18 protein-coding genes are annotated in these 21,881 nt (G+C 63.8%); 3 read left to right on the top strand and 15 right to left on the bottom strand.

All coding sequences use genetic code 11. The features are described 5' to 3' along the window. Positions 1-195 precede the first annotated feature (195 nt). The 3 genes from AC1DPX_RS16845 to AC1DPX_RS16835 are packed head-to-tail and all read left to right on the top strand — an operon-like array spanning position 196 to position 3,321. Positions 196-2,523 carry a type VI secretion system Vgr family protein gene (locus AC1DPX_RS16845; protein WP_477238221.1) on the top strand — a complete coding sequence of 776 codons (2,328 nt, stop codon included), beginning with the start codon at positions 196-198 and terminating at the stop codon, positions 2,521-2,523. A gap of 10 nt (positions 2,524-2,533) precedes the next feature. Continuing rightward, positions 2,534-2,971, top strand: coding sequence for a DUF6484 domain-containing protein (locus AC1DPX_RS16840; RefSeq protein WP_140775179.1), 438 nt, complete (start codon positions 2,534-2,536; stop codon positions 2,969-2,971). Then, the gene (locus AC1DPX_RS16835; protein ID WP_202355671.1) at positions 2,971-3,321 is read left to right on the top strand and encodes a hypothetical protein; all 351 of its coding nucleotides are present in this window, start codon (positions 2,971-2,973) and stop codon (positions 3,319-3,321) included. Before AC1DPX_RS16840 ends, AC1DPX_RS16835 begins: the two co-directional genes overlap by 1 nt. Before the next feature lie 29 nt (positions 3,322-3,350). Here AC1DPX_RS16835 and AC1DPX_RS16830 read toward each other — a convergent pair whose 3' ends face one another. The 15 genes from AC1DPX_RS16830 to tssC form a co-directional block, all read right to left on the bottom strand. Further along, complete coding sequence (locus AC1DPX_RS16830; RefSeq protein ID WP_477238219.1) at positions 3,351-4,331, bottom strand: hypothetical protein; 981 nt, start codon at positions 4,329-4,331, stop codon at positions 3,351-3,353. Positions 4,332-4,394: 63 nt separating this feature from the next. Then, positions 4,395-5,396, bottom strand: coding sequence for a DUF4150 domain-containing protein (locus tag AC1DPX_RS16825; protein ID WP_477238217.1), 1,002 nt, complete (start codon positions 5,394-5,396; stop codon positions 4,395-4,397). Further along, the gene (locus AC1DPX_RS16820) at positions 5,393-6,406 is read right to left on the bottom strand and encodes a beta-ketoacyl synthase N-terminal-like domain-containing protein (RefSeq protein ID WP_477238215.1); all 1,014 of its coding nucleotides are present in this window, start codon (positions 6,404-6,406) and stop codon (positions 5,393-5,395) included. Before AC1DPX_RS16820 ends, AC1DPX_RS16825 begins: the two co-directional genes overlap by 4 nt. Continuing rightward, positions 6,407-7,513, bottom strand: a complete 1,107-nt coding sequence (locus AC1DPX_RS16815; protein WP_477238213.1) for a DUF2169 family type VI secretion system accessory protein — start codon at positions 7,511-7,513, stop codon at positions 6,407-6,409. Continuing rightward, on the bottom strand, positions 7,513-8,055 hold the full coding sequence (tagF, locus tag AC1DPX_RS16810; RefSeq protein WP_477238212.1) for a type VI secretion system-associated protein TagF: 543 nt from the start codon (positions 8,053-8,055) through the stop codon (positions 7,513-7,515). The genes AC1DPX_RS16815 and tagF overlap by 1 nt, the downstream gene beginning before the upstream one ends. Next, positions 8,037-11,579 (bottom strand): type VI secretion system membrane subunit TssM, encoded by a 3,543-nt coding sequence (tssM, locus tag AC1DPX_RS16805; protein ID WP_477238210.1) that lies wholly within the window; start codon positions 11,577-11,579, stop codon positions 8,037-8,039. The genes tagF and tssM overlap by 19 nt, the downstream gene beginning before the upstream one ends. A gap of 1 nt (position 11,580) precedes the next feature. Beyond that, positions 11,581-12,909 carry a type VI secretion system protein TssL, long form gene (gene tssL / locus AC1DPX_RS16800; RefSeq protein ID WP_477238208.1) on the bottom strand — a complete coding sequence of 443 codons (1,329 nt, stop codon included), beginning with the start codon at positions 12,907-12,909 and terminating at the stop codon, positions 11,581-11,583. A gap of 4 nt (positions 12,910-12,913) precedes the next feature. Beyond that, entirely contained in the window at positions 12,914-14,248 is a 1,335-nt protein-coding gene (gene tssK, locus AC1DPX_RS16795) for a type VI secretion system baseplate subunit TssK (protein WP_477238207.1), read from the bottom strand. Between the two features lie 39 nt (positions 14,249-14,287). Further along, positions 14,288-14,740 carry a type VI secretion system lipoprotein TssJ gene (gene tssJ, locus AC1DPX_RS16790; protein WP_202355662.1) on the bottom strand — a complete coding sequence of 151 codons (453 nt, stop codon included), beginning with the start codon at positions 14,738-14,740 and terminating at the stop codon, positions 14,288-14,290. 3 nt (positions 14,741-14,743) lie between these two features. After that, complete coding sequence (gene tagH / locus AC1DPX_RS16785) at positions 14,744-16,201, bottom strand: type VI secretion system-associated FHA domain protein TagH (protein WP_477238205.1); 1,458 nt, start codon at positions 16,199-16,201, stop codon at positions 14,744-14,746. Beyond that, positions 16,198-17,265: a type VI secretion system baseplate subunit TssG gene (gene tssG / locus AC1DPX_RS16780; RefSeq protein WP_477238203.1), complete on the bottom strand. Its 1,068-nt coding sequence runs from the start codon at positions 17,263-17,265 to the stop codon at positions 16,198-16,200. Before tssG ends, tagH begins: the two co-directional genes overlap by 4 nt. Continuing rightward, positions 17,229-19,103, bottom strand: a complete 1,875-nt coding sequence (gene tssF, locus AC1DPX_RS16775) for a type VI secretion system baseplate subunit TssF (protein WP_477238201.1) — start codon at positions 19,101-19,103, stop codon at positions 17,229-17,231. Before tssF ends, tssG begins: the two co-directional genes overlap by 37 nt. Before the next feature lies 1 nt (position 19,104). Continuing rightward, entirely contained in the window at positions 19,105-19,857 is a 753-nt protein-coding gene (gene tssE, locus AC1DPX_RS16770; RefSeq protein WP_202355658.1) for a type VI secretion system baseplate subunit TssE, read from the bottom strand. Next, positions 19,844-20,293: an Hcp family type VI secretion system effector gene (locus tag AC1DPX_RS16765; RefSeq protein WP_023780776.1), complete on the bottom strand. Its 450-nt coding sequence runs from the start codon at positions 20,291-20,293 to the stop codon at positions 19,844-19,846. The genes tssE and AC1DPX_RS16765 overlap by 14 nt, the downstream gene beginning before the upstream one ends. A gap of 82 nt (positions 20,294-20,375) precedes the next feature. Then, positions 20,376-21,881, bottom strand: coding sequence for a type VI secretion system contractile sheath large subunit (gene tssC, locus AC1DPX_RS16760; protein ID WP_010910844.1), 1,506 nt, complete (start codon positions 21,879-21,881; stop codon positions 20,376-20,378).

Below are 21,881 nucleotides of genomic sequence, written 5' to 3'. Positions count from 1 at the left end.
GCAGTGGGAGAGGTGCGTTCACTTGAATGCACGCCACGGTTTAGACATTGCTTCTGTTTGGCCTCCATCAAACATATGCTAGGCTTGCGGCGGTCCGATGCGGTGAATTCGAAGACCTCCCGACCGTGATGCGGTTTACGGAGCGGGGGCTTCAATCCATCACATTGGCGGCGGCGTCCAGGAGGGGCACGACCCATGCCGAACGAACGTGCCACGGTTGTACACTCGCCGGTTGGCGCCGATGTGCTGACCTTCACCCATCTCGTCGGTCGTGATGAGATCAGCCGAAGTTTTGCCTATACTGTCGGGTTCGTCAGCAAGAGCCGTGACGTCGATCCGCTGAAGATGCTGGGCGGCGTCGTTTCGGTCGAAGGTGAAGCCGATCCAAAGCGCTGGTTCAGCGGCCTGGTGTCGGATTTCAAGCTTACGCGCGTGGAGGACCGGCTGGCCTATTACGAGGCCACCGTCAGGCCATGGCTCTGGTTTCTCGGCAACACCACCGACTGCCGCATTTTCCAGAACATGACCGCCGTGGAGATCGTCGAAAAGATCTTTTCTAAATACGGCATCGCAAAGTTCGAGAAGCGGCTGCAGGGCTCCTACCCATCGCGCGAATACTGTGTCCAGTATGATGAGAGTGATCTCGATTTCGTGCAGCGGTTGTTCGAGCACGAAGGTATTTTCTATTTCTTCGAGCATGATGAGGACAAGCACACGCTGGTTCTGTGCGATGCGATGAGCAAGCTGAAGCCGGCTCCAGGCTACGAGAAGGTGCTTTACAATTCCGAGGGCTATGGCTCGCGACGCGACGTCGAATACATCACCGAATGGATCCCGGGCAGTGCGGTGCGGCCAGGCGCCTACGCCCATACGGACTATGATTTCGAGAAGCCCGGCGCCGATCTGATGGCGAAGTCCGCCCAGCCCTTCGGCCACAAGGAAGCTTCGGGCGAAAACTACCGCCAGCCCGGAGCGCATCTCGATGTCGGGCGCGGCGACACGATCGCGGGGGTCCGCCGCGAGGAACTCCAGGCCGAGCATCAGCGCAACACCGCCGTGGGTACGGTGCGTGGCCTTTCTTCCGGCTGCAAGTTCACGCTCGAAAGCTTTCCGCGCGACGACCAGAACACGGAATATCTGGTTGTGAGCGCCGAATACCGGCTGTTCGATCCGGGCTACCGGACCCAGAACGAGGCCCACATCGAGAATTTCAAGGTAGTGCTGGGCGTGGCGCCGACGAAATTGCCCTATCGGCCTCCGCGCATCACGCCAAGACCGATCATGCGCGGCCCGCAGACGGCAACGGTGGTCGGCCCTTCGGGAGAGGAGATATTCACCGACAAATACGCGCGGGTGAAGGTGCAGTTCCACTGGGACCGCCTCGGCAAGAAGGACCAGAACTCGTCCTGCTTCGTGCGCGTGTCGCAGACCTGGGCCGGCAGCGGCTGGGGCTTCATCCAAATCCCGCGCATCGGCCAGGAGGTCATCGTCGATTTCATCGAGGGCGATCCGGACCTGCCGATCATCACCGGCCGGGTCTACAATGCCTCCGAGATGCCGCCTTATGCGCTGCCGGCCAACGCCACGCAATCGGGCTGGAAGTCCAATTCCTCGAAAGGCGGCGGCGGTTACAACGAGCTGATGTTCGAGGACAAGGCTGGTTCCGAACTGGTCAATTTCCAGGCGCAGAAGGACCATCATCTGCTGATCAAGCACGACCGCAACAAGACCGTGCAGCACGACCAGTCCGACCGCATCGACCATGACGCCAAGCACTCCGTCGGCCATAACCTCGATGAAGACGTCGGCAACAACAAGACGGTCAAGATCGGCGTCGACCAGACGACGAACATCGGCAGCAACGACACGGAGACGGTGGGCGCGAACCGCTCGCTGACGGTGATGGCGAACGAGACGATCCACGTCGTCGCCAATTCGACCGAAAACATCGACGCCAACCATTCGCAGACCGTGGGACTGGTTCAGACGGTCACCGTGGGCGCGGCACGCATCGACACGGTGGGCGCCGCCGAGACCCGAACCGTAGGCGGCGTTCAGACCAACACGATTGGCGCCGCCCGCTCGGTCACGGTCGGCATCAGCCAGAGCCACGATATCGGCGCGTCGGACAGTTGGAACGTCGGATCAAGCCAAGGCATTGAGATCGGGTCCGATCAGGGCGTCAAGATCGGCGGGGCCCAGAACACGCAAATCGGCAAAACGCATATCATCAAAGTCGGCGAGGATGCCTCAACTCAGGTCAATGGGGCGCACGAGCTCAAGGTCGGGAAAAAGAGCCTTATCCAGGTCGGCGAGGACGCGGGCATCGTGGTCGGCAAGAACCTGACCATCGAGGCCAAGGAGTCGGTCACGATCAAAACAGGAAGTGCCGAAATTATCATGAAAAAGGATGGGACGATCACCATCAAGGGCAAAGACATCACCATCAAGGGTTCAGGAAAGATAGACGTCAATGCTTCGAGCGACATCATCATGAAAGGCTCGGAGATAAAGCAGAACTGAGGACGCACCCATGAGCGATATTGACGAACGGATCGATGGAGTGGTGATTGGCTTGCTGCTTGGGTTCGACCAAGGTGCGCCACTCGTGGTGTTTCCCGGAAATCGGGAGGAGGTGGCCCTGCAGGCGCGAAGTCTGACCGAACTGTCGTCCGACATGATCGGGTCAGAAGTCGCACTGCTGTTCGAAAATGCCAATCCGCTGAAACCGCTGATCGTGGGGCGTATTGTCGACCCCGCAAAACGACAGACAAACAGCCGAGACAACAGTCATGTCGTGCGCGACGGTGAAACGGTGAAAATCAGTTCGAGCGAGCGGCTTGAGCTGAGGTGCGGCAAGTCGGTCATCATTATGGAAAAGGATGGCCATCTCACCATACGCGGCACCAACCTGGTCAGTCACGCCAGCGCCTCCAACCGTATCCGTGGCGGCTCCGTGAATCTGAACTGATGCCAAAGCCGCCGATACTCGAACATATCGTACGTCAGCACGCGGAAATGGCGGCCTTCCTCTGGACGGTCTATGACCACCATCTGCTGCATCCCGGCGAAAACCCCGAGATGGACGAGGAGCATGTGGAGCGGCTCATAGAGCGGCTGGAAGCACATCTGCTTGGGCTGCGTGTCGCGGGTGTCGAAGGCAAGCGTATCGCAAAGGAGCGTTTCGACGAATTTTCGGAAGCTGGAGAGCTTTTTGTGGTCCGGATGCTGGAGGCGACCAGTCCTCTCCCTCTCAAGCAGTTGAACCTCGACCAGGTGCGCAAATACCTGGCTGCCAAGTTGCCGGCGGCCGATATCTGAAGAGTTTTGTACGACCTTCCCGCCGCCACTTACGACAAGGCGTAAGTAACTTCGCCCCAATCGTCTTCATCCAGCGTGTAGATTTGATGCGGGGCGAACGCCGCCAGGAATCCGGCATAGCTCGAAACGTTTATGAAACTTTCGTCAACGCCAGGCAGCGGCGGTTCGAACGGCTCCATCTCGCCGGTCCACCGGAAAAGTGTGCCATCGAAATACACAAGGATCGCTTGCTCCGTTCTTTTTATATCCCAAAACGACTTCTTCTTGCCGAATGCGAATACGTCGTTGAATTCCTGAAAATCGGGTGTCGAGACAATGCGCCCATTGGTTGTGAAAATCTCGATGGATCTGCCTGCCTCCAGCATCTCGACGACAGTTCCGGGATGATCAAAATCCACCTGGCTCCATGAACCGTCGTATGCCCCGACCACAGCTTTGTCCGGTACCTTCGCCGCCAGGATGGCACGCGCGAGACGCCGGCCATCGCCGGCTTGGCTCGCAGCGTCAATCTCCGCCGTGCTCCTGAACCGCTTCGTCTCCGTTCCACCAAAATACAGCCGGCCTTTGTGCGCGACGGCGCAGAAGTAGACCAGGTTTGTCGACCCGTCATCGCTGCCTTTCGGGCCTGCGAGAAATCTCCAGCCCTCCGAAGGCGTCCGCATGTAGACTTGCCCGCCATAGCCGAGCGCCAACAGTCGATTGCCGATCTGCAGTATCTTTGTCATGCGGCCGAGCTTCATCGCATTCTCGGAGGCGAAACCGGCTCCGGGTATCTGCTCGCGTTGACTGACGGCTTCGAAAAAATACACCACCTCCCCCTCTCCAGTCAGTCCAACGGCCTGGGCTTCGAAGGGCGGCTGCAGGGCCGTGAAAGAGATCAGGTCCGCGACCTCCTCTCGAGGCCGAAGCACAACCGAACCATCGGCAACCCGACCGGAGGCGACGAGCCGGTCATCGTCTTCGCCCGGCATCGCTTTGAACAGGATGTAAAGGACCCTGTCCACGCTCACGACACCTCCTGTTATCTCTGGTTTTCGCCTCATCGGTTGCTCAATACTCCCTTGGCATCGATCTCATGCTGTTGGCAGATGCTGCCTGTTCAGCACGCCCTTGGCGGCAGGACTCATATTGCTGGAGCTCTTCTCCGCACGAGCATACTTGTCCTTGATTGGCTCTGTTTGCTCGGTCACCTTTTCACACGCCACTTCGAAGCAGTCCGCGGACACAGGATCATCGACCAGTTCGGCAAGAGCATCCAAACACTGGTTTTTTATTTTTTCCACTTTCTCGACGCCGCGCGGGTTGGCTCTTGTTGCGACCTGCTCGCCGAGTTCGGTCAAAGCATTGTCCAGGTGATGGTGCACGGTGACGTCCTCGCCTGTCGGCGGCCGGGCCGCCGAGTGGTTCACGCGAGGGATGCAGATGCAAATGCCCTGGTCCCTGCTGGGAAACGGCGGGTTCGCCATTCGATCTTCGCTGTTGACGCGAAAACAGCGGTCCGGAACGATATGGTGAGCCTGGTGAGCCACACCTTGCGTACCCGGCTTGGCCAAAGGATCGGTAGGGTCCTTTTTTGCGTTACACTTTTCGTGAATGTCCTCGAAGCTGCCGACCATGCAGTCTTCATCGCCAGGAATGCCGAATGCCGGCTTTCCGACGATCACCATTGGGGGCGCATCGCCGGGATCGGTCCCGTGATTGCTGGTGGCCATGTCGCCGAGCCGAACGACACCCTTGCTCTCGACCTTGACGTCCGACGACCAGCCGTGTGCGTAGACCTTGCCGGTGTTTTTTGAGGTGATTATGCCTTTTTTAGCCGCCGCTCCGGCCTCGTCACCGCTGCATTTGCTGTAGTAGCTGCTGTTTTCCTGGCTGATAGGCTTGTTGCCGATCTTCACGGTTCCGCTACCCGACGTCAGATCGGAGTCGAACCCGAAATCAGGGTAGGGGACGGGCACGCCCGGCGGAGTTGCCGGATTCTCGGGCGGGGTGAAACATGTGTCGGGGAAATCCGCAATGACCTTGCAGCCTTGCGCCTCTGCCGAAATTTCCCGTCCGTTCGCGTAGACGGTCATCTCGCCTCCACCACGGCAGCGCCGCATGCGCCGTCATCGCCCGAGGCCTCGATCAGGATCGGCCCCGACGGCGCGTAGCCGCGTTGTATCGCCGACAGCGCCCACCCCAGCATCACCGGGACAGCGGCCGCCCCGACATTCCCCAAGCTCGCGCCCAGCGCCCATATTGGCCGCACTTGCGAGTGCTCGCGCTGTGTGCGCAGCATGGCGAGGGCAGATTGCTGGAACCAGTATGTCTCGCCGACGAAATCTCCCATCTTGAGAGTGATATCCGAGTGGAGGCGCCCTGACCCGGCAAACGCTTCCTTGTAAGCAGTTGTCATCGCCTGCCCTCGGAAGGGAAGATCCGTCTCGTTGTAAATATGAGCTTCCTCCCGTGCCAGGCCGAGCCCCGTGAGGTGCATGGTGCCGCCTGTGCGCGCGCAGAGAATCGCCGCAGCGGCCTCCCCCGGAATGAAGCCGTTCGAGTTTTTTGGCGTGAGCAACCGCTCACGGGCGAGATAGTGGTTGATGGTCTGGGAGGTCAGATAGCTGTCCACCCCGACAATTATCACAAAAGGAGCGGTATTGGAGGCGAGCAGGCGACGGGCCGCCTCCAGCGCAACATGGCCGGACGGGCGGCCATGCGCCACGACGCGCGCGGCGATGGGACCGACGATTTCCGTGATCTGCTCGATCTGGGCAAGCAGGTTCCGGCTGTCAGGCGCCGGACGCCCGGGACGGTCCTCCTCGGCCAGGCACAGAACGAGGGCCGTCTTGCCCCGGGCCTCGGGCCTCGCTTCGAACGCTTCGACAATCGCCGCGGCGGCCATATGGGCAAGGCGCTTTGCGCCCATCCAGTTGCGCGGCAGCGGGACGGGCGCACCGATCAGCCACTCGCCGGCGGCGCCAAGGAAACGCGTTTCCTGGAAACCGTCGAGACGGGCGCGCATCGCAGCGCAACTTGATGGCGCGTCGAGACCGACTGCCGTCACCATGCCCGCCGAGACGATGTCGAGGTCAGCGTTCATTCATGCGGCCTCCTCTTCATCATCGCGAAGCGGAGTGTTGAACTTGCGGATGTAGCGTTTGCGCTTGGCATAGGCGCGTTGCATGCCGGGTGTCGGCGGCCCGATCCAGCATTCCGAAAAATCGAGGAGCGTGCGCTGGAGGCGCTGCTGCACCCGCCAGACCAGCGAAAACCGCCGCCTCTCCGGATCGAACAGCACCGTATCCGGCAGAAGCTCGCCCACGAACGCCTTTTCGCGACCTTTGAACAGCGTCAGTTGCAACGCTGTCGTTGGCATGCGGAAGCTTTCCTTGCCTGCCGGCGTCAGATTGACCAGCACCACATCCTCGCCGCCTCGCGGATGGTCGATCTGCTGGTCCGGCGGCGCCATCTGGAAATAACGTTCATCGAAATCCGGCGGCAGGAACGGAAAAATATTGTCGATCCAGTTCTGGTCGTAGGTGCCGCCATATTCGATGCGTCCCGGCCAGCCGCGCCCCATCGGCCCGAAACTCATCGGCCTGTAGTCGCCAAAGGGTGAGCGCACTTCCTCGCCGACCGCCTGCGTGTTGGGCAGCCGCAGGCCTGGGACCAGACGCTGGTTCCTGGTGCGCGACCATCCGGTTCCGACCGGGTTGTACTTATAGCTGGCGGGAAGCTTGTCTTCTGGATCCAGCCTGTCGACGCCACCCCAGGCAACGTCATAGGAGATGGGCAGTTTCAGGAAGGGTTGCGGCGACGTGGCGGTAAAGACCGGACCGATGGAGCGCCATTCCCGGTTGCCGACGACCTCGAACAGTTTTGACCAATTTCCAACCTTGATGCCGACCGGAACCCGCTCGGCCGGGCGCCCACCCGGTGCATAGGCGAAGCCATTGGCGACCACGTCGCAGCGCGGCTTGCGGAAGGCAAAATCGGTCTCCCACAGCGTCGCCGAATAGCCCGGCACGCCGGTCTGGGTGTCGGCCATGACCAATGGCACCTGCTCGGTCGATTTCTGCACCAGTCCGCCGGGCGTGGTGGGAAAATCGAAAGTGCCCTTGACCACGACCACGATCCACTGATGGCCGGCCTTGTCCATGCCCATGGTGAACTGATGCGGATAGCCCATCTGGTCCCAGATCTGCATCAGCTGGTCTCCCAGCTTGCGGCGAGGATCTGCTCCAAGGTCGGCTGCGGCGCCCGCGGATCGACGTCGAAAATATCCGTATGCGCCGTCCACGCCACGAACGCGTCGATGAGATCGTCCTCGCCATCGATAAGCGGAACGGGCAGGGTGGCCAACGCCGCGTCGAGTTCGTCCGGCGTCATCTCGCCCCGTTGCGCGGCGAAGGCGGCCTTTTCGATGCTTTCGAACCATGCGTCCGCAAAAGCCAGCTTAAGAGGCGCCTCCGGGAGCCTTGCGACGACGCTCAATGGAAATTGCCGGCCAACCCTGTCGGCGCTTTGCAGTACGATGCCGGCCGAGGCGCCGAAGGAGCCAGGCCCACTGAGGAAACGCAACGCCATGCTCTGGGGCCAGGTTTCCACCCCGAACAGCGGCACGATGTGCTGCGCCAGCCAGCGGTCCCAAGAGCGCACGAAATCCGCCGGCAGCCGCCGGGCCACGAAATCGCCGGTGGCGGGCATCTTGCCATAGAAGCCGGGCACGATCAGATCTGCGGCGGACATGTGAACTTCTTGAACATTTCGAGCGTGTAGGGGTTCTCGACGCTGGCGGCTTTGAGTTCGAAATCGGCCCACATCCCCTTCGTGCCGAGCCGCAGGCTGTAGACATCGCTGAGCTTGGTCGCGGCGAAGCGGCCGCCGCGCAGCATTCTGAGCCACGCCCAACTGCCGGTCTCGTTGAGCATCACTTCGGGTGAGCCGTCGACCGGCTGGAAGGCGAGCGAGATCACTCCGGTGCCATCCTTGCCGGGCCACGTCATCGGCTGCGGTCTGGTTGCGTTGTTGTAGTAGACGAGGTTCTGGCCATCGAGGTTGAGCGTGACACGCGTCACGTTGGGGGAGAGGTCCTTGGGCTCCAGCGTGAAGTTCATCACCGGGCCGGTGCCGCCCGGAAACAGGTCGTCGCGGATATGCCTCGCCTGCTCGAACGCTGCGAGCGCGGCTGGGTCGAGGCCGAAATCGGCACGCCATTTCCACGGCTCGCTGGCTGTGTCGACATAGTTGATCAAATGGTCGTTGGTGAAGGCATCGATCAGGCCGGTCGGTCCGAACAGACGTTGAAAATCGCGCACATTGACATCGACCGCGCTGTCCGGGCTGAATGGATAGCGGTTGTTGAGCGCCGCCTGGCAGAAGGGCAGTATGTCGGCCCGCCAGATGGCGTTGAGCTCGTTGGTGACGGCCTTCTGCGACAGGCCGCTGGTGTCGCCGGCGATGCCGCCCAGCCACTCGTTGATCGGCGAAGGCAGGATCTGCGCCTGCCTGGCGACCGCGCCCGTCAGTTCGGCTAGGCCGCCCTGCTTCTTGATGGCATCCTGCGGGTCGGGATTGGCGGTCACCGTCTGCAACACGTTCGACAGCGCCGTCAGCGCCACGACGGCGGCGTCGAGCGCCGGCGGCTGGCCGTCGACCTGGGCGATGGTGCCTTTGAGAGGCTTGAAATGCTCGGCGACCAGGCTGCCGGTCATGTCCACCTGGTTGGCGGAGCCGGCGCGCGGCAGGAGCTTGGCGCCCGAGGTCACCACCTTGCCCAGCTTGCCGAGTTTGCTGAGCAGCTTGGAGCCGGTCTTGGCGGCGGCGCCACTTTTGTCGTCGGCCGGCGCCTCGTCGGAGCGGGTGAGGTCGGTCTCCTGCACCACTGCCGTCAACAGGCGCTTCAGCGCGGAGTCGGCGCTGGAAAGATCCTTGAGGTTTTCACTGGCGATGTTGAGATCGGTAAGCGGCGCAAGCCGCATGTCACGCAGGAAAGAGTCCCACTGGGCGATATAGTCGTCGTAGTAGAGCTTCAAGATATCCTGCGAGAGCGCCGAAACCGACGTCTCCGAGTTCTCCGAGCAGCCGCCGGCAAACACCGCGCGATCGAGGGCCGCCTGTCCCGCGACATCCTCGACCCGGTCGAGGATCGCGTCGTGGAAACCCGCATAGGTGTAGGGGCCGGGAACACCGACCCGCAACGTCTTGTCGGAGCGGCGCGCGAACACCTTGGCGCCGTTCGGCCCGGCGAAATTGGCCGGCACCCATTCCTTGACGGCTGCCACCTCCGGGTCGGCCAGGAGCTGCTTGTAGGCGCGCTGCGGCAGTGAGATCGTGCATACGGTCTTCAGCGCCTCCGCCACCAGTGCCTTGTCCGGGGTGATGTAGCTGTCGTCGACGGCCATGCGGCGGATGGCGGCGATCTGGTGCTCTTCGGCGTCGGCCGTGGGGAAAGGCGGAGCCGGCGCGAATTGCGGAAGGCTGTTCACCCACCAGTTCTGCACGAAATCGGTGTCCATCTGCGACAGGCCGGTCATCATCCGGTAGGTCTTCAGCGCGCCGAGCATGAAATCCGGATCGCGGATCTGCCGCCACATCGTGCCCTCGAGCAGGGCGACCATATGCGGCTCGAGCACGTTGCGCAGCGCATGGTCGTAGGTATCGGTCTGCGCACGCACCAGCTCCGGCGAAGCGGTCGGGCCAAGCAGGTTATGGACGGCGTCCGGTGGCGGCGTTCGGGCGGCCGCCACCGCGTCCATCGCCGCCAGCGCGCCATCCATGCTCGGCTGCTCGACCGCGGCCGGCATGGCGGCGACCTGGGTGAGGGGCCCTTGCAGGGCTTCGAACTGGCCGGCCTGTTCGGTGATCGCATTGCGGTTGTCGAGGTAGGACCAGGTGAACAGCCCGCCGGCCAGCAAGGCCGCGAGCGCACAGGCGGCCGCGGCCCCGCGCCAGATCCAGGCGCGGCGGCGCTGCGCCAGCGGATCGAATGTGCCGAGGCCGGCCTCCTTGAAGATCACTTCGGTGAGAAGGTTCCTGAGGAAGAAGCTGCGCTTCTCGACGCGCGCCGCCGGCATGGCGCGGCGCGGCGGCAGCCCGAAGGACGATGACAACGCCGCGGTCAGGCGGTCGATGGGAGCGCCTTCCTGTGTCGCCGATGTCAGGTAAAGGCCACGCAGCCACGCGGCTTCCTCGTAGCGGCTTTCGCCGAACATGGCCTCGATCAGCACCTGGATCGGCCCGCAGAGGCTCGCCAACTGCGCCGGAAAGCGAAAGATCTCGGCGCGCGAGCCAAGCTTTTCCTCGTCTTCAAGGCGCGGCACCAACCTTCGCTCCAGCTCGGTACCGAGCCTGGCCAGCTCCGCCTGGATCATGCCGGCGTTGACGCGGGCATCCAGCGCAAAGGTGGTTCCCCACACCTGCTCGCGCGCGCTTGTCGACAAGCCGCCGAAGAAGGCTTCGAAGCCTTTGATCAGGTCGGCTTTCGTCAGCATCAGGTAGACAGGCAGGCGGATCTCCAGTCGATCGTTGAGTTCCGCCAGCCGGCGGCGGATCTTGCGGCCGTGCGCCTTGATCGCTTCGTCGCCTTCCGAGAGCGCATCGATCGACAGCGCGACAATGACGCCGTTGAGCGCGCGGCGACCCCGATGCTTTTTCAGAAGGTCCAGGAAGCCCAGCCATTCCACGGCATCGACGTCTGGCTGGCTCTCCTGCTGGACGTAGCGGCCCGCCGTGTCGATCAGCACCGCGTTCTCGGAGAAAAACCAGTCGCAGTTGCGCGTGCCGCCGACACCCTGCAGATCGTCGGTCAGGTCGATTGGAAAATTGAGGCCCGACTGGCGTAACGCCGTGGTCTTGCCGGTGGCCGGAGGCCCGACGATCACATACCACGGCATCTCGCGCAGGAACTTCCGTCCGCCGAGCTTGCGCCGCTTGAGCTCGGCCATCACCTCGCCGAACTTGGCGCCGACGGCCGCAACGCTCTCCTCGCCGGGGGTGAGCTGCTTTTCGGCCACGGGTGCCGCGATCTCGGCGACGAACATGCGGTTGGCGCGGATCGCGCGCCGTTGCGCGATGATCAGCCAGATCAGCCACAGGATGATCAGCCCCGCGATGATGGCGATGCGAACATTGTCGGATTCGAAGGGCGCGTACGGGCCGACCTGGACGATCGGGCCGAACACCCAGATCAAAAGCGAAAGCAGCGCAATGCCGATCAGGGTCCAGAGAAAGCGCGAGGTGATGACCGCCCAGAGGAAGCGCAGGATGAACATCTCACAGCCTCTTCTCGACCAGGACCTCGACGCGCCGGTTGAGCGCGCGGCCCTCGCGCGTCGAGTTGTCGGCCACCGGATCGGTGTCGGCGCGGCCTTCGGACTGGATGCGCTCCCGTGGCACGCCGGCCCGCACCAGGAGGTCCGCTATGGTTTGGGCGCGTGCCTCCGAGAGCCGCTGATTGCTCGCCAGCGGATTGGACCGTTGCAGGCGTACATTGTCGGTATGGCCGACGATCGTGATGTTTCCGATCAGCTCCTGGTTGGCGAGGATCACCTTGGCGATCGACTCGATCAGAGGCTCATAGCCTTGCGACAGTGTCGGCCGCGAAGATTGGAAGAGCTCCGGGTTGGAGGACTGGACGATCAGCTTGGCCAGCGAGACGCTCTCGGTGCCGCTGAGCGCGCCCTTGAGGCCCGCGGGCGCTCCGGCCTTGAACGCGGGCAGCAGAGCGAAATCGACTGGCTGCGGCGGTTCAGGTGCGGGCGCATCCTGCTTGGGCGCGGCGCGGGCAACGTCCGCGCGCGAGGCCGGCGGCAGCGTGCGCACGAGGGCGGAGAGTTCGACCGCCTGGCTGCTCAAGCCCATCGACAGGCCGATATAAACGACAGCGGCGACGACAATGGCGGCAAGCGCCATCACCCAGATCGGAACGATGAAGCGCTGCGGCTCGTCGGAAGCGATCACGCCTTTCCAGTTCGGCGACAGCGGCGCGTCCTCGGCGTCGGCATTGCGCAGGAAGCGCGCCGCCGCCACGCGTACGGCATTGAGCGAGCGGTCGCCGGCGCGGCCGGGCACCCGATACTTGCCGCGGAAGCCGAGCGCCAGGCAGTAATACTGAAGCTCCAGCATTTCGCGGTCGCGGTTGGGATGGCGCTCCAGCTCGTCAAGGCGGGTGAAAAACTGGGTGCCGGCATCGACGTCGCCACGCAGCATGACCACCAGCGGCTGGCGCGGCCAGGCGCTGGCGCCACCCCACGGCGTGTTCAGCGCGAGGTCGTCGAGCAACGCCGCCACGGCCCAGGCCGCCTGGTCGGCGCGCTCCATGGAGGAGCCCGCTGCCATCGCGGCGTCGCGCGCCTGAACCAATTCGTCGAGCAGGCGCGTGCGCATCGCTTCCGGGTTCTCCGGCGCCAGCGCGCTTTCGAGCTCGGGCGCGAATTCGAGCAATGGCGCGAAGATGTTGATGAGCGTGTTGGGATGGGCGCGCGCCCTTTTGACCGGCGCGCCTGGCGCCAGTGGCGCCATCGGCCGAGGCGCGGCGCCCGCCAGCCTGATGCGTGTGCGTTCGCGATCCTCCGACAGTCCGAAAGGATCATCCCGGCTCATGGCCTCACCTGTTCACTGAGTAGCAGTCGACCTGCGGCTCGCTCGGCAGGACACCGGAAACGCCGATGACGAAGCCGGGGGCGTCGAGCAACGAGGCCCAATGCTCGCTCTTCTGGTCAAGCTCCAGGCACAGCCGGTCGCCATCATAGGGAATCTCGCGTGGCTGCGAATGAAGCGGTTTCAGCGGTATGCCCGGCAGGCGCGACTTCCAAAGACCTTCGAACTGGTCAGCGGAGCCGACTGTCGCCTGGTTGACGAAGATCTTGCGCAGCGCGTCTTCCGACAGTTCCGATCCGACGCGGATGACGATGCGGCTGGCGACCAGGAGCTTCGGGTTGTCGATGCGCACTTTCCAGACATTGGTCGCATGCCGCATGACCGGCAGCGCGCGCGATTTCGGCTCGATGTAGCGCAGGCTCAGGATGAGCGAACGCAAGGCGTCGGCCAGCGCCATATAGGCGGGGCCGGGCGCCATGTGGTCGTAGGCCGGCAATTCGCCGAGCCGCCGCGAGCTCGAGCCGTAGGTAGCCATCTCGCCGGCCAAACCGGCCAGTTCGAGATAGAGCTCGGCCGGATGAAAGACATCCTGCGCGAGCATATGGGCGAGCCGCGGGCGAGCGGCATTGGCGAGGTGCAGCATCAAAAGGTCTTCGACGCTGCGGCCGGCACCGCCCATCACCATCTTGCCATGCGCTTCGGCGATCTGGTCGAGGCCGGTGACGACCTCCTGCAGCAATTGCCGGTACCAGTGAACCGCGCCGGTGATCAGCGTCGGCGGCAGGAACGTCTCATCGAGCGAGATGCCGCCGTCGGCGCGCACACCCTTTATGTCGGCGATCGGCAAGGCGGTATAACCGCCGACCGATTTGCCGGGCGCGAGCAGGGCGGCTTGCGGCCGGGCGATCTCGATCTCTTCCGGATCGGCGCCGCTCTGGACGGCGTCGCGCACCGAAACGATCTTGCCGTGGTAGCGCGCGCCCGTCGATGCCGCATGCGCCGGATCGAATCCGACGCCACCGGGTGGCTCTAGCGGCAATGCGACCAGCACCGGCCCGGCGCCGGTGTCGGCCGTGACCGGCAACGGCTTCGGCGCATCCATCAGTTCGGGGATGGCGAAAGGCGTGCCGTCCGGGAAAATGCCCCGGGCGGACACGATCGAGACCTGGCCGGCGTCGAGCAGCGACTGGTCGAGGGTCAGTTGCTGGAAGCCGAAAGTATGGAGCTGGCCGGCCTGCAATGCGCCGCGCACCATGCCCTCGAAGAACCGATCCTGTTGCTGGAAGTGCTGGGTCCTGAGAAACAGACCCTCCGACCACAGCACCCTGTTTGCATCGCTCATGCCACTACTTTCTGCACACAACCATCTCCAGCCCTGTCGCTAGGCGGAAATGCCGCCTTTGCCGAGGCTGACGTTGATGGTGAATTTCGAGCCTGGCGATACCGATTTGGTCGTGCGCCAGTTGCGTCCGCCCGGCTCGCGGATCAGCGCCACGAAGCCGAGCGCCGCGGCGTTCGGCTCCACCGTGATGGTCTTGGCCGCCGTCTTGCCTGGCGCGACCGAGATCGTGTCGGAGCCGATGAGATCGGCACCGAGCGCCGAGCCCGCGTCGCCCTGCAGCGCGAAATAGTCGGCCGAGTTGAACTTGCCGGTGCTGGCAAGCCGCATCACCAGTACCGTCACCGGCCTGTCGCCGCCGCCCGGTCCTGGATTCATGCCGGCGCCTCCGGTCACGTTGACCGTGATAACCGATGGTTTCGGCGGGCCGCTCTGGCAAGCCGCAAGCAGCCCCGTAGCGCCGAGGGCAACGACGAATTCGCGTCTGTCGATCATGTCCTACTCCTCCTCTTCATATGCGTTCCTGAAGTCTGCGCCGATCTCGCCAAGGAAGCTCGATTCCGCGCTCTGGGCGATGTCGCGATGGCGTTTCTGGTAGAGCTCCCACAGCTTGGCGTTACGTCCGCCGGAGAGCAGATTGCCGATGGCGGAATTGGACTTGAGCTCTTCCTCGATCGCGGCCGGATCGAAACGGTCGATCATGCGCCGAAGCGCAGCCTGAACGCCTCGCCAGGCGCGTACGTGATGCTGTGCAAGATCCTTTACCGCATCGTCGATCGCCGCCTCGCCGGAGAGAAAGCCCGGACTGCGTTCCGAGATGATGGTGACGATGACATCCTCCGCCGTCGGCAGGAATTTGAGCGGGTTGACCTCGGAAGCGCCGACCACCGTCTGGGCGACGCGCGCGCTTCCCTTCTCCTCGGCGCGCTTGCGCAGAAGCTGCATCAAGCCATCCAGCATCAGCCGGTATTCGCGCCCGAATTTTTCCATTTCGGCGATCGGATCGCGGCCGGGAAAATCGGCCTCCTCGACGCCCATGCCGCGCAGGAACGCGGCACGAAGCGCCATGTCGCTGGGTGCGGGCTGCGCCAGGCGCGCCGGCCTGGGCGTCGGCGCGGCGCGGCGCGGCGGGGGCTCGGCCGCCTGGACCGGCGCATCCCAGGGATGCCCGGCGCGCGGCTTTTCAGCCGGATGCTGCACACGTCCCGCCGGGTCGGCGCCGTTGGCGAGAGGCGGAGCGGCGGCCGGCCCGAAGCTGAAATCGTCATCGAAGCTGGCCGGCTTTGCCGCATGCCCGGACGCATCGTTGCGCGAAGGCATTTCGCCGAACCCGAACGGATCCGGCTGACCACCTGGAGCAGCGATATCACTGGATTGCGACGTCGCCACCGGGTCGAGGCTGAACGGATCGTCAAAGGCAGGCGAACTGCGTTGGTTCGATGCGCGATCATAAGCCCCGGGGACAGGCTGTTCGAACGGGTTCGGCAGGTCCGCCGGGCGTGGCGGGCGCGGTTCTTCCTCGACCTTGGCCGAGAAGAAGTCGTCGCCGCCGATGCTGGCAGGCGCCCGCGCTCCCGGCGATGACCACGCAGGCGTCGAGCTCGCGAGCGGGGCTGGGCCGACCGACGTCCGGGTCGCTTTGGATTGAACCTCGACATGGATGACATAGTCGCCCATGCGCAGCCGCATGCCGCTCTGCAGCCGCAACGACCTGCCAGGTCCCAGTGGACTGTCGGAGTCATCGACGAACAATCCGCTGCTCGACGTGTCTGTGATGAAATAGCCATCCCGGCCGCCGCTGATCTTGCAATGCGCGCGCGAGACGAACATGTCCGGGTCGTCGATCTGCCAGCCGGCATCGGCGCTGCGCCCGATCACCAATTCGCCCTCGTCCAGCCGGGTCTGCCTGACCACTTGCGAGCGCGGGCCTTGTTCGAGCGTCAGCAGCAGGCTCATGCGGCCGCCTCCGCCATTTGCGGCCGCCAGCCGACGATGGTGTGCAGCCTGAGATCGTCGGCGTCGCCCTTTTCGGCGGGACGCGCCAGCCAGGCCGTCCGGCCGAGCTGGATGGTTCCGACTCGTGGCGGCGGCACGGCGTCGCGCGCGAGCACGATGCGCAAATCGACGTCGAGCGTCTCGCCGATCATGTCGCGCACCGCCTTCTTGAACAGGTCAAGACGCTGTTCGCCGGGCAGGAACGACCTGAAGTCGTCGAGGCTCAGCGGACCGACGCGCAATTCGATCCTGCTTTGGCGGCTGAAGACCCGCGGCCCGATCGTCGCGCCGCGTCCGAGCCCGGCATAGGCCTTGCCGACACGTGTCTGCAGCGCCGCCGGAATGGTGATCCACGCGGCGACGAATTCCTTGATCTGCACCGGCACCTTGAAGGCGGTGGCGAGAAACAGCGTCAGCCGCTCCACGCCGTCGACCTGGCTGGCGAGCGATCCGGCCTGTCGCAGCCGTACGGTGTCGAGTTCGGGATCCTGCGTGCCGGGGAGGCCGATCCCGGTCATTGCCTCCAGCATGGCGCGAACCCGCCCGCCGACGGATCGTTCGACCTGCACCGCCGGATGCGCGTCGGCCCAGGCGCGATAGTAAAGGGCTATCATGCGGTGCTGCAGGATGTTGATGAAATCGACGAACGTCGTGTCGCTGGTCTGCTCGGCATCGGCCCCGGTGAACCAGCGCTGCGACAGCCGGTCGAGCACCCAGCGTGTCAGATGCAGTGGCATCGGTCCTTCCGGTCCGAGCAGCCCGAGATTGGCGACGGTCACCCGCGCGAGGGCCTTCTCCCCGGCGTCCTGGAGCTTGACGACATCGCGGGCCGAGAAGCTCAGCCGTACATGCTGGCCAAGTCTCGCCGGCTCGCGGTCGGCGGTTCCGGAATGGCCGAACAATCCACCGCGCTGCTCCAGGCGCCGCAGCAGTTCGAAAAAGTCGGAGCTCTCCAGCAACGGTTCGGCCGCAACCGTCGCGGGCTCCTTTAGATCAGGTAGCGATTGCCGGGCGTCATCGGCCATGGCACATCCTCCTGCTTCTGCAACAACCGCGTGCGGGTCCGCACAAATCCGTTTATCCCTGCATGGCGGGCGAACAGCCGCGAAAGCAGGGCCGAAAGCAGCAGCGAACTTTGCCCCGCCAGCACGGACTGGTCGACATGCAATGTCACCTCGGTGCCGCGTCCGAAACACATTGGCCCGTCGATCTGGAGCCGCTCGATCACCGGGCGTGAATCGATGCGCACGATCGAATGCACGTTGCGGGCGAGGCTGGGATCGCCACGATCGGCATAGAGGTCGAGCAAGGCATGCAGCGGATCGACGCCACGGCCTTCCTGGGCGAGGCTGAGGAAGTTGAGAGAGAGCTGCGCCACCAGCCGCCAGGCAAGATTGTCGGCGCGGGATTCGCCCGCCGCGCTGGCCGGGAGGGACGCCGGAATTGCCGGCTGCGGCGCCCGCAGCGCTCCAAGCAGGCGCACCGCTTCGACCGGATCGGCCGTCTCCAGCGTCAGCGTCGGCGTGTCGTCCAGGATCGGCAGGTCGCGGTTGGTGCACAGCGCCGTGATGTCGAGACGCTTGAGCGGCCGGTTCGGGAAGCTTCCCGCCGGCCGCGAGACGGCGATAAAGACATCGTCGCCCGTGTAGGAGGTGCGGGTCAGCCCCTCGCGCCGCTCGTCCTCGGTGGCGCGGCGCGGACGTCGCTCGGTCGAATAGACCCAGCCGCTGCCGCGGTTCTGCCCCAGGCTGAACAATTCGGGAATTGTCGCCTCGCCGCTCTCCGCATCGGCGTCCTCGACCCGGGTGACCCGGAAGATCTCGAAATCCCGCGCCCGGGTGCGGTCGGCGTGCAGCACCTGACGCGTTCTGCGCGGATCGATCTCGATGACGTTGCATTCGCGTTCGAAGAGATTGATGACCGGCGTCACGAACAGTTCGAAGTCGGCAACCGTCACATCGGCGAGCTCGGGCACCGGACGCCGGAACAGGAAGATGATCTCGATTCCCGCATCGCACTTGCGCACCACCGGCTGGAGGCCGGCGACCCGCACATAGTGGAAGCGCTCCGGGATCATGAAATATTCGCGCAGCAGCCGATATCCTTCGAAGGTCGGACGGGTGCGCGGCATCAGCGCTTCGTCGTCGCGGATGCCGATCATTTCGGGCTCGGGCAGCGCTGTCAGCGGGTTGGTCTTGCCTTCCGCCCGTGCGCCGACAGCCGAGCAGGCGCCGAAGATTGCATCGAAAAGCAGGGGCGCCCTGGCACGCCCGGCGAGATAGAGGTCGAGACGGTCGAGCGACAGTTCGGTGAGCTTGCCCTTTCCCGTCCGGGCGAGGGTGACGCGAAACGCCGCCTCCCCGCGCGCGCCGCCGATCGGCGCGATTCCAGCGGCGGCGAGCGCGCTGCGATCCTGGAAATAGCTGACCGAGGTGATAGCGATCGGCCACAGCGTGACCTCCTGCGCGGTGGTGAAGGTCGAGCGCGTCGAAAGCCCTGGATTGAGGCCGGAGACCAGCCGTGTGCCGCGTGCGACGGCGTGGCCGGCAATCATCGACTGCACCTGCTGGCCGGGTTTCAGCACGGCCATTGCCGTCGCCGGCGCCGGCGTCACCAGATCGGGGTAAAGCACATCGAGCACGGCGCGCGAGAAGCGCGAGCGCTCCGCGTCGACCTTCAGGCGGGTACGTGCGGCCAGGAAGGCCACGCCGTCGAGCAGCCGTTCCACATAAGGATCGGGGCATGGGACCGTGTCGAGGGAAAGATTACGGGCGACCGCCGGATGCATGTCGGCGAATTCCGCGGCCAACGCCCGGATATGGGTCAGTTCTTCTTCGTAATACTCCACGAAGACCCGATCCATCTCAGGTCTCCCGGAATTCTGTTCGTGCCAGGCCGTTGTCGAGATTGATCGTGGTGCGCAGCCGCATACGCTCCGGTGTGGGGGCCATGATCAGCACCGCGTCGATCTCGATCTTGAGGCCGACGGTTTTGTCTCCGAGCGTGACGTTGACGGTCGTGGCGCTCTCCTTCAGGCGCGGCTCGAAGGTGGCAAGCACCGCGCGGATTTCGCGCGCCAGCGCATCGCGGTCGAAATCCCGCGAGGAGCGGCCGGAAAAGGACGGAACGCCATAATTGACCACGCTGCGGCGCACCTCCGGAAAGTCAGCCAGCGACGGCAGTTCTTCCAGGGGCTGCTCGTGTTCGGCATCGGAGAGCATCGGTACGGATTCGAAGCGCTCGGTATTGAACAGCGCCTCGATGTCGCGCCGCACGGCTTCTCTCAGCACGCGTGCCGAAACCACCACGCCGCGGCTTTCGATCTCGGCGCGATGCTCGGTCTGGAAGACCAGCCGGTGCAGGCGCCGTTTCTGCTCGGGCGTGAGTTCGGCGTCGGTATCGATGGCGCGCGCGCTGCCGGCAAGAAGAGCCTCGACGCGTTCGGCGCCGAGTTCTTCATCCAGCAGGCGGCGCAGCCCGTCGATCTCCGACGCCAGCCCCGGCAAGTCGTTGACAAGGCGGTCCCAGAGCGAAGGCTGGACCGCCTCGCGTTTTGTCCGCGAACTGCCGGCAAGCTGCGACTTGGCGGCAGGCCGCTTGGCCTCACTTGCCGACATAGACGTCCATTTCGATCTCGTCGTCCTTGTCGTAGACGAACTTGATCTTCTTGTAGGCGAAGCTGACTTCTTCCTCGATGAGATCGGCCTCGTCGGGGGCCTGCCGCATATCGTATTCCATGACCGAGGCGTCGGTGAGCGTCACGACCAGATAGTCGCTGGTCTCGCCGTCGATGGTGCGGCGTGCCGAGAACACCACCTCGTCAAGCGCCTTGTTCTCGAACAGCGCCTTCTTCAGGTATGGCGACGACTTGTCGTAGTGCTTGATGAACTTGATCATTCCCATCGACACGCGGCCACGTCGCGACAGCGAATTCGGGTCGTAGGGCGCGATCATCTTGTAGTCGACGCCATGCACTTCGATCTCGTCTTCATGGCCGTCGCGCTTGCTCGGGCCCTTGATGTCCGGAACTTTCAGAAAACCATCGATCTTCATCGAAGGAGCATCGCTTCTCTCTGTGGTCGGCATTGTCTTTCTCCACCGCTTTTAAACGAAACAAGATGACTTCGCTGCGACTTCACCCCTTCACCGACGGCAGTTCCGATACCAGCCGGAGGGAGGCATTGATGCCTTCCAGCTGGTAGTGCGGACGAAGGTAGAAACGGGCATTGTAGTAACCGGGCCGGCCTTCGACGCTGTCGACCTGAACCTCGGCCGCGGCAAGCGGACGCTTGGCCCGCGCCTTGTCGTCGGCGAAGGCCGGATTGGCCAGCACGTACCGGTTGATCCATTCGGTCAACCAGATCTCCATATCGGTGCGTTCCTTGAACGAGCCGATCTTGTCGCGCGCGATCGCCTTGAGGTAATGCGCGAAACGCGACACCGGGAAGAGGTAGGGCAGGTTGGCGCTCAGCCGTTCGTTCGACTGGGCGTCGGGGTCGACCAGACGCCCGGCGCGCGTCTCGTCATCCTGGAGCGAGTGCGCGCCGATGAAGGCCGCGAGATCGGTGTTCTTGCGGTGCAAGATCGGCATCAGGCCGAGCTTCGCCAGTTCCGCCTCGCGCCGGTCGTCGATGGCGACTTCGGTCGGGCATTTCATTGCGATCGAACCGTCGTCGGTCGGGAAAGCGTGCACCGGCAGGTTGAGCACCGTGCCGCCGTTCTCGACGCCGCGGATCTGCGTTCCCCAGCCATAGAGCTTGTGGCTGCGGTTGATGTTGACGCCCATCGGGAAGGCGGCGTTCATCCAGACATATTTGTTGTGGTCGCCGCCCACCTCTTCCTCGAAGGTGAAGCCCTTCACCGGGACCGTTTCCGAGCCGTAGGGCAGGCGTGCCAGCACGCGCGGCATGGTGAGCCCGATATAGCGGGCGTCCTCGCTTTCGCGCAGCGACTGCCATGAGGCATAGGCCGGGTTGTTCACGATCATCTGAAGGTCTTGCGGGTTCGGCAGTTCCTGCCAGCTGTCCATGCGGAACAGCCGCGGCGAGGCGGCCGCGATGAATGGCGTATGCGCCGAGGCGCAGACACCCGAGATGTTGCGCAGCAGGCCGACGTCGCGCGGATGGTTGGAGAACTCGTAGGCGCCGATGATGCAGCCGATCGGCTCACCGCCCAGCATCGAATACTCGTCCGTGTAGACTTTCTTGAAGATCGGGCTCTGGTCCCACATCTGGCCTTCATAGTCTTCAAGCGTGTCGGCCAACTGCTCCTTGGAGATGTTCATCACCCGGATCTTCAGCTTGGTATCCGTCTCGGTGTTGTTGATGAGATACCAAAGGCCTCGCCAGGTGCCTTCCATCTCCCGCACTTCCGGGGCATGCAGGATTTCGTTGACCTGCGTCGTGAGCATCTTGTCGATCCCCGCGATCAGCGACTTGATCGACTTGATCGCGTTGGACGAGATGGTCGTCGTCTCGGAACGGGATTGAGCGGCCAGCGCCAGGTTGCGCACCAACTGCTGCAGTTTCTCGCTGTCGTCCTTCTTGACCTTGAAATCCTTTTCAAGGAGGCCGCTGAATTCGCCAAGATCGATGGCTTCGGCCTCGGCGGTGGCGGCTGCGGTCTTTTGCTGTTCGGCCAT

The sequence above is a fragment of the Mesorhizobium sp. 01N446 genome (assembly GCF_056399285.1).
This window is presented reverse-complemented; position numbering and strand designations above follow the sequence as displayed.